This window comes from Micromonospora echinospora (assembly GCF_900091495.1).
GTDB classification, from domain to species: domain Bacteria; phylum Actinomycetota; class Actinomycetes; order Mycobacteriales; family Micromonosporaceae; genus Micromonospora; species Micromonospora echinospora.
In genome coordinates, this window is sequence record NZ_LT607413.1 from 607824 (window position 1) to 623271 (window position 15448).

Below are 15448 nucleotides of genomic sequence, written 5' to 3' on the forward strand. Positions count from 1 at the left end.
GCTGCGGGCGTCGCGGGGCGTCCGCTCAGCCGCGCGCGGCCGTACGGGGACGGGGCTGACAGCGGGGACAGCTGTACGACGACCGGTTCATGAACGGCTCCCGTCGGATCGGCGCACCGCACCGCCGGCACGGCTCACCCTCCCGGCCGTACACGTTCAGGGACCGGTCGAAGTAGCCGCTCTCGCCGTTGACGTTGACGTACAGCGCGTCGAAACTCGTCCCGCCGACCGTGATCGCCTCGCCCAGCACGTCCCGGACGTGGCCGAGCAGCCGCGTCACGGCCGGACCGGTCAACGCGTCGGTGGGACGGGCACCGTGCAGCCGGGACCGCCAGAGTGCCTCGTCGGCGTAGATGTTGCCGACCCCGGAGATCAGGGTCTGGTCGAGCATGGCCCGTTTCACCTCGGTACGCCGCCGCCGCACCGCGCCGACGAACCCGGCGTCGGAGAACTCCGGGTCCATCGGGTCCCGGGCGATGTGGGCGATCTCGGCGGGCAGCTCCGACCCACCGGCCGAGACGGCGAGACCGCCGAACGTGCGCTGGTCGACGAAACGCAGCTCCGGCCCGCCGTCGGCGAAGGTGAACCGGACCCGCAGGTGCAGCTCGTCGGGGGCCTCGGCGGGTTGGACGAGAAGCTGACCGGACATACCGAGGTGCCCGACCAGCGCGTCCCCGCTGTCCAGCGGCAGCCAGAGGTACTTCCCGCGCCGCCGGACGTCCCGGATGGTCCGGCCGGTGAGCACGTCCGCAAAGTGTGCCGCGCCGGGCAGGTGCCGGCGTACCGCCCGGGGGTGCCGCACCTGCACCGCGTCCACCCGTCGTCCGGTGACCCAGCGGGCCAGCCCCTGCCGGACCGTCTCGACCTCGGGCAGTTCAGGCACGGCCGGACTCCGGGCGCCCGTCGAGGGTGGCGTCGGCGGCGACCCGGCTGTCGGGCCGGTCGACCACGACCACCTCGGCGACGGCGGCGGTGCCGGTCGCGGCGGTCCCGGTGCGGGACTCCGGGGCAGTGCCCTCCGGGGCGGTCGCCTCCGGGGCCGCGGCGTCGGCCTCGGCCTGCTCGGTGAGGGTGCGCCAGGCCGACTCGGCCGCCCGCTGCTCGGCCTCCTTCTTGCTGCGCCCCTCCGCGCCGCCGTACCGGTTGCCGGCGACCACCACCCAGGCGGTGAAGGTCTTCAGGTGGTCCGGGCCGGTGCCCTCGATGCGGTACTCCGGCACCCCCAGGCCGAGCGCCGCGGTCAGCTCCTGGAGGCTGGTCTTCCAGTCCAGCGCCGCGCCCCGGCCGGCCGACTCGGCCATCAGCGGGTCGAAGAGCCGGTGGATGACCTCCGCTGCGATGTCCAGGCCGTACTGGAGGTAGATCGCACCGAGCAGCGCCTCCAGGGTGTCCGCCAGGATGCTGGCCTTGTCCCGGCCGCCGGTCGCCTCCTCGCCCTTGCCGAGGAGGAGGTACTGGCCGAGCCCCTCCGGCCCCAGCCCCCGGGCCACCTCGGCCAACGCGCGCATGTTGACCACGCTGGCCCGCAGCTTCGCCAACTGCCCCTCGGGGAGGTCCGGATGGTTGCGGAAGAGCGCGGTCGTGATGACCACGCCGAGCACCGAGTCGCCGAGGAACTCCAGCCGCTCGTTGGTGGGCAGGCCACCGTTCTCGTACGCGAACGAGCGGTGGGTCAGCGCGCGTTCCAGCAGCTCCGGATCCAGCGACACGCCGAAGGCCGCCTCCAGATGGCCCACCGGGGCGCGGCGGCGCTTGTCGTTGCTCATGGGATCACCTCGGTGTGCGTGGTGCGGTCGGGAGTGTCGGCGGGGCGACCGGCGGAGAGCAGGGAGGCGACCCGGGCCGTGGCGTCGCGCCGCCACAGGTGGGCGGCGAGCGCGATACCGGAGGCGACGTCCTTCCCGCGCGCGGCGCCGTGGCACACGACCACCGTCCCGGCCACGCCGAGCAGGGCCGCGGCCCGGGGCACGCCACCACCCTCCGGCGGTCCACCGGCCATCGCGTACGCGCCCTCGATCGCCTTGAGCAGCACGTTACCGGTGAAGCCGTCGGTCACCACCACATCGGCACGCCCGCCGAGCGCGACGTCGTAGCCCTCGACCAGGCCGACGTACCGGCCGTCGCAGGGCAACGACAGCGCGGCCAGGAGCGGGTCGGCGGCCCGGCGGAGCCGGTCCCCCTTGCCGGGCTCGGTGCCGACCGAGAGGAGGCCGACCCGGGGGCCGGTGACCGTGTGGGCGACCGCGGCGTACGCCGTCCCGAGCACGGCGTGCCGGGCGAGCGTGGTGCTCCGGGGCTCCAGGGAGCCGCCCACGTCGAGCAGTACCACCGGACCGGCGAGGGCCGGCAGGGTGGCGACCAGGGCCGGACGCCGTACGTCCGGCCAGCGGCCGAGGCCGAGCGCGGCGGCGGTGACCGTCGCGCCGGTCGACCCGGCGGAGACGACCGCGTCCGCCGTGCCCTCGGCCACCGCGGCGACCGCCGCCCGGACGGTCGTCACCGCCCGGGGGGCCCGGGTGGGCTGGTCGGCCATGGTGACGGCGTGCCGGACCTGACGCACGGTCACCCGGCTGCGCTGCTCCGGGGTGAGCACGTCGACGAGCCCGCCGGCCACCTCGGAGGGGCCGACGAGCAGCAGATGCAGGTTCGGGTCGGCGCGCAGGGCCCGCAGAGCGCCGTCAACCACGACGGCGGGTGCGCGGTCCCCGCCGAGGAGGTCAACGGCGATCCGCGCGGTGCCCGGCTCCTCCACCGGAACGCCGGCCGGGAGAACCCGGCCGGCGTCGGCGGGAGCCGGCACACCGGGCGATCGCCTGGACGTGCGCGCCACCCGACCCGAGGTCGGAGGCGTCACCCGGCGTCCAGGTCAGACCTCGAGGACCTGGCGGCCGTTGTAGGTGCCGCAGACGGAGCAGGCGGCGTGCGGCAGCTTGGCCGACTTGCACTGCGGGCAGGCCACGGTCGCGACCACGGCCGCCTTCCAGTTCGCCCGGCGGGACCGGGTGTTGCTGCGCGACATCTTGCGCTTCGGGACGGCCACGGTTCTTACTCCTCTTTACGGGTCAGTTGCGACAGGCCCGCCCAACGCGGGTCGATCTGCTGGTGACTGTGGTCGGCCGGCAGCTCGTCCCAATGCACCCCGCACTCGGGGCACAGTCCTGGGCAGTCCTCCCGGCAGCGCGGGTTGGTCGGCAGCGTGAGCACCACCGCGTCCCGCAGTGCCGGCTCCAGGTCGATCAGATCGCCCTGCATCCGGCCCACCTCGTCCTCCTCGGTCGTGGCGTCCGTGGTGCTGTTCTCGTACGCGTACAGCTCCTGGATCGTCACGGCCACGGATTCGTTGATCTCCCGGAGACACCGGCCGCACTCGCCCCGGACGGGACCGGAGACCCGCCCCGAGACGAGCACGCCCTCGGACACCGACTCCAACCTCAGATCGAGGTCGAGGTCCGCGCCCTCCGGCACGCTGATCAACTCCACGCCGAGGTCGGACGGCGCCGGGACCACCCGCTTGACCGTACGCAGAGCGCCAGGCCGGCGTGGTAGCTCCCTCGTGTCGAGGACCAGCGGCGACCTGGGGTCGAGGTGCGATGGCGAGTGCTTGGGCATAGTCAGACTCCGGCCGTGGACAGGCCGACACAAGAGGTTACCTGGACCATCGCCCCACCGTCGAACCGGGGGCGACAGCCAGCGGCACCCCGGCCGGCCGCTGAGGTGCCGCTCAGAAGGTTAGCGGGCGCTCCGAGTCGTCGCCCCCGAAGGTCCCGATCTCCCGCAGCGCGTGCATCTTGTCCCGGCCACGCTCGATCGAGGCGAGCGCCCGGGTCAGGAACTGCTCGAAGTTGGCCAACGCGGTGTCGACGTAGTCGTCGACCTCCTCACGCAGCCGCTGGGCCTCGGCGCGGGCCTCGGCGATGATCCGCGCGCCCTCGTGCTCGGCGGAGACGGTGATCTCGTTGACCGAGACCAGCCGCGCGTGCTCGGCCTCACCCTCACTGATGATCCGGTCGGCCTCCCGCTTACCGGCCTCCATGATCTTGTCCCGCTCCCCGAGGAGCACCGCGGCCCGGCGCAGGTCGGCGGGGAGTTCGGCGCGCAACTCGTCGAGCGCGGCGATCATCTCCCCCCGGTCGACCATGCAGTTGTTCCGGGACATCGGGACGGAACGGGCCGTCTCCACCATGGCGATCAGTTCGTCGATGCGGTCGAGCGGGTCCACCGGTGTACCTCACTCCTGTCGTCGTCGGCCGACCACCATGATGCGGTCCACGGCCGGGTTCGTGCTGCACCCATCATGCGGGGTACGGGCGAGAGCCGGACCATCCCGCCCGCCCGGCGCGTCGCCACGCCGTTCGCGCGCGCGGACGGGTCAGCCGGGCCGCTCGACGGTCAACCGGGCCCGCAGCTGCTCCCGGACCAGGTCGGGCACGTGCGGCGAGACGTCCCCGCCCCACTTCGCGACGTCCTTGACCAGGCTGGAGGAGAGGAACGAGTAGAGCGGGTTGGTCGGCATGAAGAGCGTCTCCACCCCGGCCAGGCCGATGTTCATCTGGGCCATCTGGAGCTCGTAGTCGAAGTCGCTGACCGCTCGCAGCCCCTTGACCAGGACACTCGCCTGCTGTTCCCGACAGAAGTCGACAAGCAGACCCTGGAAGGACGCCACCCGGACGTTGTCGTAGGAGGCGGTCACCTCCCGCAGCATGGCGATCCGCTCGTCGACGGTGAACAGACCACTCTTCGACTGGTTGACCAGCACACCGACGATGACCTCGTCGAAAAGCCGGCTGGCCCGGCCGATGATGTCGAGGTGACCGTTGGTGACCGGGTCGAACGAGCCGGGACAGACCGCACGTCTCATGATCGGCGACCGTACCAAAGAGTGGTCTCGCCGTAACGCCGGCTGCGTTCGGCGGTGATCCCCTCCACCCACTCCACCGGCCCGGACCGGCTCGCCCGCTCGACCACCACCAGGGCGTCGGGGGCCAGCCAGCCACCGCCGACCAGCGCGGTCAGGACCGCGGCGACCTCCCGGTCCGGCACCGCGTACGGCGGGTCGGCGAAGACCAGGTCGTACGGTCCGCCCTCCGGGCCGGCGGCGAGCACGGTGGACACCTTCCCGTTCACCAGCCGGGCGGTCGGAGCGGCCCGGAGCAGGGCGATGTTCTCCCGCACCACCCGGGCGGCACGCGCGTCGGACTCGACCAGCAGCACGTGCCCCGCACCCCGGGACACCGCCTCCAGCCCGACCGCGCCGGAGCCGGCATAGAGGTCGGCCACCCGCGCCCCGGTCAGGTCGAGGCTCGCCTCGACCGCGCTGAACAGCGCCTCGCGCACCCGGTCGGAGGTTGGTCGGGTGCCTCCGCCGGGCGGCGCGGCGATCCGCCGACCGCCGAGCGTCCCGGCCACGATCCGGGTCACCGTCGCTCCCTGTGCATGGCCCAGACGCTACGCGACGCACGATCGGCAGGCGGGCAGCGGTTCGGGGACCCGGGGTGTCCGGTCGGGACGGTCGCCTCGCCGGCGGCGGAACGGAACCGGCGGCTCAGCCCTTCTCCAGGTACTCGGCCCGCTCCTCGTCGACCAGGGCGGCCACCGAGGCGGCCAGGGCGGGGTGCCGGGCCAGCTCCGGGTCCTCCTCGACCAGGGTGATCGCCTCGGCACGGGCGTCGCGGATCAGGTCGGCGTCCCGCAGCAGGGAGAGCAGCCGCAGGTGCGAGCGGCGGCCGGACTGGGTCGCGCCGAGCACGTCGCCCTCCCGGCGCTGCTCCAGGTCGAGTTCGGCGAGCTTGAAGCCGTCGGTGGTGGAGGCGACGGCGTCCAGCCGCTCCCGGGCCGGGGTGCCCTCGGTCGCCTCGGTGACCAGCAGGCAGAGCCCGGCGGCCGAGCCCCGCCCGACCCGGCCGCGCAGCTGGTGCAGCTGGGAGACGCCGAACCGGTCCGCGTCGAGGACGATCATCACGGTGGCGTTGGGCACGTTCACGCCGACCTCGACGACCGTGGTGGCGACCAGCACGTCCAGCTCGCCGGCGGCGAAGGAGCGCATCACCGCGTCCTTCTCGTCGGCGGGCAGCTTCCCGTGCAGTATCCCGATCCGCAGCCCGTGCAGCGGCCCCTCGGCGAGCAGCGGAGCCACCTCGGTCACCGCCAGGGGTGGCCGCCGCCCGGTGTCGTCCTCCTTCGGGGCCTCCTCCTCGGACTGCGGACCCTCGCCGATCCGGGGGCAGACCACGTACGCCTGGTGGCCGGCGGCGACCTCCTCGCGCAGCCGACGCCAGGCCCGGTCCAGGTAGGCCGGTTTCTCGGCGGCCGGCACCACGTGCGAGGCGATCGGCGAGCGCCCCTGCGGCAGCTGGGCGAGGGTGGAGACCTCCAGGTCGCCGTAGACGGTCATGGCGACCGTCCGGGGGATCGGTGTGGCGGTCATCACCAGCACGTGCGGCGGCTGGTCGGCCTTGGCGCGCAACGCGTCGCGCTGCTCCACTCCGAAACGGTGCTGCTCGTCGACCACCACCAGACCCAGGTCGGCGAAGTCGACGCCCTCGTAGAGCAGGGCGTGGGTGCCGAGCACGATCCCGGCGCGGCCCTCGGCGACCTCGGCGAGGGCCCGACGGCGGGCCGCCGCGCCGAGCGAGCCGGTGACCAGCTCGACCCGGGTGGCGTGCTCGGCGGCCCCCAGCTCCCCGGCCTGGGCCAGCGGGCCGAGCAGCTCCTGGATGCCCCGGTGGTGCTGGGCGGCGAGCACCTCGGTCGGGGCGAGCAACGCCGCCTGCCCACCGGCGTCGACCACCTGGAGCATGGCCCGCAACGCGACGAGGGTCTTGCCGGAGCCGACCTCGCCCTGCAACAGCCGGTGCATCGGGTGCGCGGTGCCAAGGTCGGCCGCGATCTCCCGGCCGACGTCCCGCTGGCCGCCGGTCAGCTCGTACGGCAGGCGGGCGTCGAACGCGGCGAGCAGCCCGTCCGGCTTGGGCGGCCGGGGGCGGGCCGGCCAGTCCGCGGCGCGGAGCTTGCGCTGCACCAGGGTCACCTGCACGGCGAACGCCTCGTCCCACTTGAGCCGCCGCCGGGCCCGGTAGAGGGCCTCCTTGGTGGACGGCCGGTGGATCTCCCGCAGCGCCACGTCCAGGCCGACCAGGTTCCGGGTGGCGCGCATGGTCGCCGGCAGCGGATCCGCCGGCGGGGTGAGGGTGTCCAGCACCATCCGCACGCACTTGGCGATCACCCAGGTGGGCACCGCCGCCGCGGCCGGGTAGACCGGGATCAGCGCCCCGGCGAACTCCTCGACCTCCTCGTTCGCCGCCGCCTCGCCCTCGCCGCCCTCCCCGAGCAGCACGTACTCCGGGCCGTTGAGCTGGCGTTTGCCCCGGAACTCGGTCACCTTGCCGGCGAACAGCCCCCACCGGCCGGGACGCAGCTCCCGTTCCCGCCAGGCCTGGTTGCCGAAGAAGGTCAGGGTGAGCGTGCCGCCGGAGCCGTCCCCGACGGTCACCTCCAGCAGGTTGCCCCGGCGCTGCCGCATCGGACGGACCGCCGTGCGCTGCACCTGGGCCAGCACGGTCACCTGCTCGCCGACGTCCAGCGAGCGGATGTCGGTGTGCTCGCCGCGCTCGTCGTACCGGCGCGGGAAGTGGTAGACCAGGTCGCCGGCGGTGTGCAGGTCGAGGTGGCCGGCGAGGGCCTTGGCGGTCTTCTCCCCGACCAGCTTCTTCAGCGGCGTGTCCACCGTGGACGACTCGGTCATTCGACCCCCACCAGGAGCGGATAGTGCGGTTGGCCCCCGGCGTACGCCTGGACCTCGACGAACGGCCAACGCCGGGTGACGTGCGCCCGGACCGCGTCGACCAGCCCGGCCGGGGCGTCCGCCCCGGTGAGCAGGGTGACCAGTTCCCCGCCGCCGCCGAGCATCCGGTCCAGCAGGGCGGTGCAGGTGTCGAGGAGGTCGACGCCGATCAGGTGCACCTCCCCCTCGACCAGGGCGAGCACGTCGCCCGGACGGCACGGGCCGGCGACGGTGAGCGCCTCCCGGCGGGCGTGGCAGACCTCGGCGTACCGGCAGGCCCCGGCGGCCTCGGCCATCGCGATCACGTCGTCCTCGAAGGAGCGCGACGGATCACGGACGGCGAGGGCGGCGAGCGCCTGCACCGGCGAACGGGTCGGCACCACGCTCACCTTCACCCCGAACGGGTGGGCCTGACGCACCACCTCACCGGCGACCGACGCGGTGGCGGCGTCGTTCGGCAGCACCACCACCCGGGCCGCGCCGGTGCCCCGGACCGCGTCGAGCAGTTCCCCGATCGAGGGGTTGGCCGGGACCACGGCCGCGCCCTCCCGGGCGAAGACCGCGGCGATGCCCGCGCCGGGAGCCACCACCACGGCCGACCGGGCCGCGCCGTCCGGAGCCGGCGGCGGGGTCGGCGGCGGCTGGTCGGCGAACCGGGTCACCGAGATCCGGTACGGCCGTCCGGCCTCCACCCCGGCCTCGACCGCCGCGCCGACGTCGTTGACGTGGACGTGGACGTTCCAGGTGCCGGACTCCCCCGGCGGCGGGTCGTCGCCGACCACCACCAGCGAGTCGCCGAGCGCGTCGAGGGTGGCGCGCATCCGGGCCACCGCCGCTGCCTCGGCGTCGAGCAGGAACTGCACCTCGTAGGCGTACGCGTCGGAGCCGGTCTCGCGGGCGGCGCTGGCCGGCGGGCGGACCGGACGGCGCTCCGGGGCCGGGCGGGCGGGCGCCTCCCCGGTGACCACCTCGACCAGGGCGTCGAGCAGCAGGCAGAGGCCACGCCCACCGGCGTCGACCACTCCGGCGCGGGCCAGCGCCGGCAACTGCTCCGGAGTGCGCGCCAGCGCCCGGCTCGCCGCGCCGGCCGCCGCGCGGGCGACCACGCGGAGATCGTCGCTGGCCGCCTCCGTCGCCCCGGCCGCCGCGGCGGCCACCACGGTGAGCAGCGTCCCCTCGACAGGGTGGGCGACCGCGCCCCGGGCCGCGGCGGACGCGCCCCGCAGCGCCTCGGCGAGAGCCCGGCCCCGGACGACCGGGGTGGAGACGAAGGTGTCGGCCAGCCCTCGCAGGATCTGCGCGAGGATCACCCCGGAGTTGCCCCGGGCACCGAGCAACGCCCCGCGCGCCACCAGGCGTAACGCGTGGCCGTGCGGGGTGGCACCGCCCTCCGGTGAGGTGTCGAGGTCCATCCCCAGGGCATGCTGGGCGGAGGTGAGGGTGAGCACCAGGTTGGTGCCGGTGTCGCCGTCGGGCACCGGGTAGACGTTCAGGTCGTCGATCTCGCCCTGGTGGCGGCGCAGCGCCGCGAGCCCGGCGGCGCACCAGCGGCGCACCGCGGCGGCGTCCAGGGTCTCCAGCACGGCGGAAAGCCTACTGGCGGGCACCGACAGCCGCCGGACATCGCCGGCGGCCGACCCGCCGCGTCGGACGGCCGACAGCCGTTCCGACGGTCCGGTCCACGGCTGTCCGGGCGGTGCCGGACAGCTCCGGCCGGGAGCCGGTTGGCTGGTCTGCGGGGGCATCGGGTAACCTGACCAGGTTGCCCGGGCAGCACCTGCCGGCGACCCTCGTGAACGAACAAATCCCAGGAGTATCCCGTGGCTAGCGTGTGCGACGTCTGTGGCAAGGGGCCGGGCTTCGGCCACAACGTGTCCCACTCGCACCGGCGGACCAACCGCCGCTGGAACCCGAACATCCAGTCGGTGCGTACCCCGGCCGGTGGCGGCAACACCAAGAAGCTCAAGGTCTGCACCTCGTGCATCAAGGCCGGCAAGGTCACCCGCGCCTGACGCGGTAACACCGCGCCCCACCGTCGTCACTGCCGGCGGACCCCCGTGGTCCGCCGGCACTGTCGTGTACGCCCACGGCACTCTCGTGCCCGGTCGCCGCGCCTCGAACAGCGCGCCCGGCGCCCTCCCCGCCCCGTGCGGAGCCGACCTTCCCCGCGATCGAACCACCCGGAGGGCCGACCCGTGGCGCTGCGCCTCGCCCGCGACGACATGATCATCGTCGGGGTGCCGCCGGGCATACTCGGCGTGCTGGGTGAGCTGCTTCCGGCCGGCTGCGCCGTGATCATCGAGGATCCCGAGCTGATCCGCCGCCGCGACCTGCACCGGGCGCTGGCCGGGATGCCGTTCGTCTCCCGGGTCGTGCCGGCGGCGTACCAGCAGGACACCTTCGACGTCGACGCGCTGCTGGCGGTCGAGCCGGCGCTCGCCACCGCCCGACTGGTCATGCCCGGCGTCGAGTACGCGGTCACCGCCGCCGCCCGGCTCGCCGAACGGCTCGGCCTGCCCGGTGCCGGGGTGTCCGCCGCCGAGACCTTCACCGACAAGCACCGCCTGCGCCGGCTCGCCGCCGGCCACGGCCTGCCCAACCCGGCGTACGCACTGGTCCGGACGCCGGCCGAGGCGGAGGCGTTCGTCCGGCGGGTGGGCGGACGGTGTGTGCTCAAGCCGACCCGGCGCGCGGGCAGCCTCGGCGTGCAGTTCCTCGACGACCCGGACACGGTGGCTGCCGTCTGGGCGGCCACCACGGACCCGCCCGGCTCCGAGGAGGATGCCGGGGTGCCCACCGAGGTGCTGGTCGAGGCAGCGCTGACCGGTTCGGAGCACAGCGTCGAACTGCTGGTGGCCGAGGGCGAGGTGCTCTTCGGCAACGTCACGGACAAGCGGGTGCTGCCCGGCCGGCACCCGGTGGAGACCGGGCACACCGTCCCGTCCGGACTGCCCGGGGCACAGTGCCGCGTCCTGCTCGACGTCGCCGCCCGGCTGGCCCGGGCGGCCGGGTTCCGCACCGGCGTGCTGCACAGCGAGTGGATCCTCGCGGACGGGGTGCCGACCCTGGTGGAGTGCGCCGCCCGGCTTCCCGGCGACCTCATCGCCGCGCTGATCGCGGTGGCGTACGAGGCGTCGTTCGTCGAGGCGTACCTGCGGGTGCTCCTCGGGGAACGCCCGGCGCTGCCGGCCCGCGCGGTCGCGGCGGCGGCGGTGGAGTTCCTGGTCGCCCCGCCCGGCACGATCACCGCGATCGGGGACGTCCGCCAGGCCAGCCGGGTGCCCGGTCTGCTCGACCTGCGGCTGGACGTGGCGGTCGGCGACCGGGTGGCCGAGGTGGTGTCCTCCCGGCAGCGCTGCGGTCACGTGCTGGCCTGGGGTGCCGACCCGACCGAGGCGGCCCGCACCGCACGGCGCGCCGTCGAGCTGATCCGTCTCGCGGTGGCCTGACTCCCTCCCGGCGTGGCCGTCAGAGCGTGCGGCCGAAGGAGACGCAGCCGGGGGCGTCCCGGTAGTAGCCGAAGTTGGGGATTCGCTCGTAGCCGGCCGCCTGGTACATGGCGATCGCCTCGGGTTGCCGGTCCCCGCACTCCAGGACGATCCGCTTGCGGCCCTGCTCCCGCGCCGAGCGCTCCACCGCCGCCAGCACCGCCCGCGCCACTCCCCTGCCCCGGGCCGCCGGGGCGGTGTACATCCGCTTCACCTCCGCCACCTCACCGGTGTCGCCGTGACTGCGCCAGCCGCCGCAGCCGAGCGGCTCCCCGTCGGAGTAGGCCACCAGGAACGCCCCGTCCGGCGGCTCGAACTCGGCCGCGTCGACCGGGGTGTCGTCGCCGCTGCCGCCGTACCGGGCGGCCAGGTCGGCCAGGGCCGCCCGGACCAGTCGCTGCGCCACCTCGGAGTCGAAGCGCAGCACGCGGATCTCGATGTCGCTCACCCCGGCAGGGTACGACCGCGGCCGGCCCGGAACCGGGCCGGCCGCCCCCGATCGGTCGTACGTCACGTCCACCCCCGCCCACGGCGGGAGGACAGGTCAGCCCGGCTGGTCGGTGCCGGGCACCACCGCGAAGGTCCAGAGCAGGTAGCTCGACGCCCCGGCCGTCCCGGGCGGAAACCGCGCCGGCGTGGACGGGACCCTCGCCCCGCGCTCGGCGTACTCGTGGTACTCGCCCACCACCCGTCCGCTCGCCGGATCGAAGAGGAGCGCGGTCAGCAGCTCCCCGGCGGGCTCACGTTGCCCGACGGCCTGGTACCGGTGGCCGTCGACGACGACCTCCCGGGCGACGAGCCCGTCGAGGTCGGCAATCACCTCGTAGAAGGCCACCCGTGCCTGCGGCGACAGGCGCGGTTCGGCGGTGGCGAACGTGGTCAGGAGATGGTTGGTCAGGTGTGCCTCCGGGTCCACCGGCCCCGGCCCGGTGTAGGACCCGATCTCCTCGTCGAGCCGGGCCCGCAGGACCGCCGGGTCGGTGGGCAGGTCGGCCAGCCAGCGCGGGGTCGGGAAGTACCAGCTACCGCCCGCGGCGGCCACCCGCCGGTTCTCCTCGGCGGTGCTGCCCGGCGGGTACGGCGCGTCGACCGGCCGGTCGACGCCGTCGACGCGCAGCCGCAGCGGCAGCGCGGTCTGCCCGTCGAACCAGGTCTCCCGGACCTCCTGCCAGCCCTCCGGGCCCTCGCTGCGGCGGTAGAGCAGCATGCCGGGCGGGACCGGCTCGGCGGGAACGTGCCCGGCCTGCTCGATCAGCCGGGCCATCACCTCCTGCGGGTTCGGGGCCGCCGGCACCGGCGTCGGCCGGCCGGGCGCGAGCACCACCGCCCCGCCGACGGCGAGCGCGACGACGGTCGCGGCGGCGGCGACCGGCGCGAGCCAGCGGGTTCGCCGCACCGGGTGGACGGCGACCCGGTGCCGGCTGATCGCGTGCCAGGTGCGGGCGACCGACTCGGCGGTCGGCTCGCGCCGTCCGGGGGGCAGTTCCCGGACGGCGACCAGGTCGGGCTCGTGACGGCTCATCGGGCGGCTCCTTCGGTGGCCAGGGCGGCCCGGACCTTGCTCCGGGCCCGGTGCAGGGCGGACTGGACCGAGCCCAGCGGGATGTCCAGGGCGGTGGCGATCTCGGCGTACTCCAGCTCGGCGACGGCGTACAGGAACAGCACGTCCCGCTGCCGTCGGGGCAGCCCGGCGAGCACGGCGGAGAGCCGGGCGACGGCGCGCTCGGCGTCCACCCGTTCGGCGGTACGCCGCAGCGGCCCCTCGACCTCCGGACCGGCCCGCGCGGCGAGGCGCAGCGCGCGGATCTCGGTCCGGCGGTGCCGACGCAGGAGGTTGGTGGCGATGCCGTAGAGCCACGGCAACAGCTCGCCCCGGGCGCGGTCGTACCGGTCGCGGCGTTCGTAGGCGATCAGGAAGGTCTCCGCCACCACGTCCTCGGCCAACTGCTCGCCGACCCGTCGGGTGCAGTAGCGCAGCAGGTCGCGGGCGTACCGCTCGAACATGCCGGCCAGGTCGGCGGGATCCGCCCCGGCCGGCGTGCGCGTGGGCGTCGTCATACCCCTTCTTGCCATCCGCCGGCCGGCATGTTCCCCGGCCCGAAAACGGTCAGCGGAAGTGGTCCCACCCGGCGGGGCCGTCCCAGGGCTGGCCGTCGACGGTCACCCCGGCCCCCTCGGCCACCCGGCCGATCGCCCGCCACGGCGGGGGCAGGGCCACCGCCGGCGGGAAGGTCGCGGCCAGGGCGTGGTCGTCGCCGCCACCGAGGATCCAGCCGTACGGGTCGACGCCGAGCGCCTGGGCGGCGTCGGCCATCTGCCGGGGCACCTCGAACGCGTCGCGCCGGACGTCGACGGAGACCCCGCTGGCCCGGGCCACGTGCCCGAGGTCGGCCAGCAGCCCGTCCGAGACGTCGATCATGGCGGTGGCGCCGAGCCGGGCGGCGTACGGCCCGGCCGGGTACGCCACCTCCGGTCGCCGGTACGCCTCGACCAGCAGTTTCGGCGTCCGGAAGCCTCGGGACAGCACGGTGTAGCCGGCCGCCGCGTACCCGATCCGCCCGGCCAGGGCGACCACGTCGCCGGGACGGGCGCCGGAGCGGAGCACCGGCGCCCGGCCACCCAGGTCACCGAGGGCGGTCACCGCGACGGTCAGCGTCGGGCTGGCGGACATGTCACCGCCGACCACTCCCGCCCCGACCTTGGCGGCCTCGGCGGCCAGCCCGTCGGCGAGCCCCTCCGCCCAGGCCACGTCGAGGTCCGGCGGCACGCAGAGGGCGACCAGCAGGGCGGTCGGGCTGGCCCCCATGGCCGCGATGTCGGCCAGGTTCGCCGCGGCCGCCCGGTGTCCGACGTCCACCGCGCTCGACCAGTCCCGCCGGAAGTGCCGCCCCTCCACCAGAACGTCGGTGGAGGCGACCACCCGGCCGTCCGGGGCCGCCACCACCGCCGCGTCGTCGCCGGGGCCGAGCAGGCACGCCGACCCGTACGACAGCCGGGCGGTCACCCGGTCGATCAGCTGGAACTCTCCGCTGCCCACGACGCTCCTGTCGTTGTCGGCGTCACCGTTGCCGCGCTCCACGCCGCTCTGCTCGCTCACCGCTTCTCCTTGACCACCGATCGGGGTCGGCCCTGGTGGGTAGGGTAGTTTCACTCCTCGGGCCGCCCCTGGTGGCGACGGACGGAGGTCGAGTCGTGGTTCAGGCGTACATCCTCATCCAGACCGAGGTCGGCCGGGCACGTGACGTGGCCGGTGTGATCGCGGATCTTGCCGGCGTGGTACGGGTCGACGCCGTCACCGGGCCGTACGACGTGGTGGTGCTCACCGAGGCGAACAACGTCGACGAGCTCGGCAAACTGATTGTCAGCAAGGTGCAGATGGTGCCCGGCATCACCCGCACCCTGACCTGTTCGGTGGTGCGACTGTAAGTGGACGAGAAGACTCCCCCTGCTGGCCCCGAGGAGACCACGGCGGCCACCGCCCCGGTGGACTCCGGCGCGGAGCCGACCGGCCCGGTGAAGCGGCGCGGCGGCTGGGACCGGTCGACCCGGACGGCGGCCCTGGTCGCCGCGCTGGTCGCCCTGCCGGTCACCGTCGCTGTGGCCGGTCTCACCTTCAACGCGCTCGCGCCGGACGAGTCGGCCGCGCCGAGCCCGAGCGAGAGCGTGCAGGCGCTCGGGCCGAAGTCCACCGTCCCGGTGGAGATGGCCGCCCAGCCGCTGGCGGAACGCCCCGCGACGGTCTGCCGGGCGCTGCTGTCGAAGCTCCCCTCGACCGTCCGGGAGCTGCCGCAGCGACCGGTCACCGCCGGACCGGAGCAGAACGCGGCGTACGGCGACCCGGCGCTCACCCTGTCCTGCGGCGTGCCCGAGCCGACCATCCCCCTGACCGACACGGTCTGGGTGGTCGAGCAGGTCTGCTGGCACGCCAGCGAGCAGGGCGACGCCACGGTGCTCACCACGGTCGACCGGGAGGCCGCGGTCCGGGTGACCGTGCCGAAGCGGTACGAGCAGCCGTTGCAGTGGGTGAGCCCGATATCGGAGGCGATCGTCGCCTCCATCCTCAGCGCCGGTCCCGTCCCGTCCGGCTGCCGGGGCTGAGTCGTCACCGCCGCAGCGGGATCGGCGGCCCCGGCCCGGTCGCCGGGAACGCCCAGCCTCCCGCCGGCGCTCAGCCTCCCGC

General features: G+C 74.9%; 18 protein-coding genes. 4 read left to right on the forward strand and 14 right to left on the reverse strand.

Annotated features, from left to right (window positions below):
• Window positions 1-25 precede the first annotated feature (25 nt).
• The 10 genes from mutM to GA0070618_RS02785 form a co-directional block, all read right to left on the reverse strand.
• Window positions 26-883 (reverse strand): bifunctional DNA-formamidopyrimidine glycosylase/DNA-(apurinic or apyrimidinic site) lyase, encoded by an 858-nt coding sequence (mutM, locus tag GA0070618_RS02740; RefSeq protein WP_088980215.1) that lies wholly within the window; start codon window positions 881-883, stop codon window positions 26-28.
• Window positions 876-1766 carry a ribonuclease III gene (gene rnc / locus GA0070618_RS02745; protein WP_231931581.1) on the reverse strand — a complete coding sequence of 297 codons (891 nt, stop codon included), beginning with the start codon at window positions 1764-1766 and terminating at the stop codon, window positions 876-878. Before rnc ends, mutM begins: the two co-directional genes overlap by 8 nt.
• Entirely contained in the window at window positions 1763-2800 is a 1038-nt protein-coding gene (locus GA0070618_RS02750) for a phosphate acyltransferase PlsX (protein ID WP_231931582.1), read from the reverse strand. The genes rnc and GA0070618_RS02750 overlap by 4 nt, the downstream gene beginning before the upstream one ends.
• A gap of 66 nt (window positions 2801-2866) precedes the next feature.
• Window positions 2867-3040, reverse strand: coding sequence for a 50S ribosomal protein L32 (gene rpmF / locus GA0070618_RS02755; protein ID WP_088963525.1), 174 nt, complete (start codon window positions 3038-3040; stop codon window positions 2867-2869).
• Between the two features lie 5 nt (window positions 3041-3045).
• Complete coding sequence (locus GA0070618_RS02760; protein WP_088980217.1) at window positions 3046-3609, reverse strand: YceD family protein; 564 nt, start codon at window positions 3607-3609, stop codon at window positions 3046-3048.
• Window positions 3610-3721: 112 nt separating this feature from the next.
• Window positions 3722-4219, reverse strand: coding sequence for an SPFH domain-containing protein (locus tag GA0070618_RS02765; protein WP_088980218.1), 498 nt, complete (start codon window positions 4217-4219; stop codon window positions 3722-3724).
• Between the two features lie 150 nt (window positions 4220-4369).
• Window positions 4370-4858 (reverse strand): pantetheine-phosphate adenylyltransferase, encoded by a 489-nt coding sequence (coaD, locus tag GA0070618_RS02770; RefSeq protein WP_088980219.1) that lies wholly within the window; start codon window positions 4856-4858, stop codon window positions 4370-4372.
• Window positions 4855-5418, reverse strand: coding sequence for a 16S rRNA (guanine(966)-N(2))-methyltransferase RsmD (gene rsmD / locus GA0070618_RS02775; RefSeq protein ID WP_088980220.1), 564 nt, complete (start codon window positions 5416-5418; stop codon window positions 4855-4857). The genes coaD and rsmD overlap by 4 nt, the downstream gene beginning before the upstream one ends.
• Window positions 5419-5542: 124 nt before the next feature.
• Window positions 5543-7741: an ATP-dependent DNA helicase RecG gene (recG, locus tag GA0070618_RS02780; protein ID WP_088980221.1), complete on the reverse strand. Its 2199-nt coding sequence runs from the start codon at window positions 7739-7741 to the stop codon at window positions 5543-5545.
• Window positions 7738-9363 carry a DAK2 domain-containing protein gene (locus GA0070618_RS02785; protein WP_088980222.1) on the reverse strand — a complete coding sequence of 542 codons (1626 nt, stop codon included), beginning with the start codon at window positions 9361-9363 and terminating at the stop codon, window positions 7738-7740. Before GA0070618_RS02785 ends, recG begins: the two co-directional genes overlap by 4 nt.
• Before the next feature lie 237 nt (window positions 9364-9600).
• Between GA0070618_RS02785 and rpmB the strand changes: the two genes are divergently transcribed.
• Both rpmB and GA0070618_RS02795 read left to right on the forward strand, forming a co-directional pair.
• Window positions 9601-9792 carry a 50S ribosomal protein L28 gene (gene rpmB / locus GA0070618_RS02790; protein WP_011905179.1) on the forward strand — a complete coding sequence of 64 codons (192 nt, stop codon included), beginning with the start codon at window positions 9601-9603 and terminating at the stop codon, window positions 9790-9792.
• A gap of 183 nt (window positions 9793-9975) precedes the next feature.
• A complete protein-coding gene (locus GA0070618_RS02795) occupies window positions 9976-11229 on the forward strand; it encodes an ATP-grasp domain-containing protein (protein ID WP_088980223.1) in 1254 nt (417 codons plus the stop codon).
• A 19-nt stretch (window positions 11230-11248) separates the two neighbouring features.
• Here GA0070618_RS02795 and GA0070618_RS02800 read toward each other — a convergent pair whose 3' ends face one another.
• The 4 genes from GA0070618_RS02800 to GA0070618_RS02815 all read right to left on the reverse strand — a co-directional run bounded on the left by GA0070618_RS02800 (window position 11249) and on the right by GA0070618_RS02815 (window position 14347).
• Window positions 11249-11716, reverse strand: a complete 468-nt coding sequence (locus GA0070618_RS02800; protein ID WP_088985242.1) for a GNAT family N-acetyltransferase — start codon at window positions 11714-11716, stop codon at window positions 11249-11251.
• Between the two features lie 96 nt (window positions 11717-11812).
• Window positions 11813-12790, reverse strand: a complete 978-nt coding sequence (locus GA0070618_RS02805) for a hypothetical protein (RefSeq protein WP_088980224.1) — start codon at window positions 12788-12790, stop codon at window positions 11813-11815.
• Window positions 12787-13326: an RNA polymerase sigma factor gene (locus tag GA0070618_RS02810; protein ID WP_088980225.1), complete on the reverse strand. Its 540-nt coding sequence runs from the start codon at window positions 13324-13326 to the stop codon at window positions 12787-12789. Before GA0070618_RS02810 ends, GA0070618_RS02805 begins: the two co-directional genes overlap by 4 nt.
• A gap of 49 nt (window positions 13327-13375) precedes the next feature.
• A complete protein-coding gene (locus tag GA0070618_RS02815) occupies window positions 13376-14347 on the reverse strand; it encodes a thiamine-phosphate kinase (protein ID WP_088985243.1) in 972 nt (323 codons plus the stop codon).
• A 113-nt stretch (window positions 14348-14460) separates the two neighbouring features.
• Here GA0070618_RS02815 and GA0070618_RS02820 point away from each other — a divergent pair, with 113 nt between their 5' ends.
• The gene (locus GA0070618_RS02820) at window positions 14461-14694 is read left to right on the forward strand and encodes an Lrp/AsnC ligand binding domain-containing protein (protein WP_088980226.1); all 234 of its coding nucleotides are present in this window, start codon (window positions 14461-14463) and stop codon (window positions 14692-14694) included.
• Entirely contained in the window at window positions 14695-15366 is a 672-nt protein-coding gene (locus GA0070618_RS02825; protein ID WP_088980227.1) for a DUF3515 family protein, read from the forward strand.
• Window positions 15367-15448 lie beyond the last annotated feature (82 nt).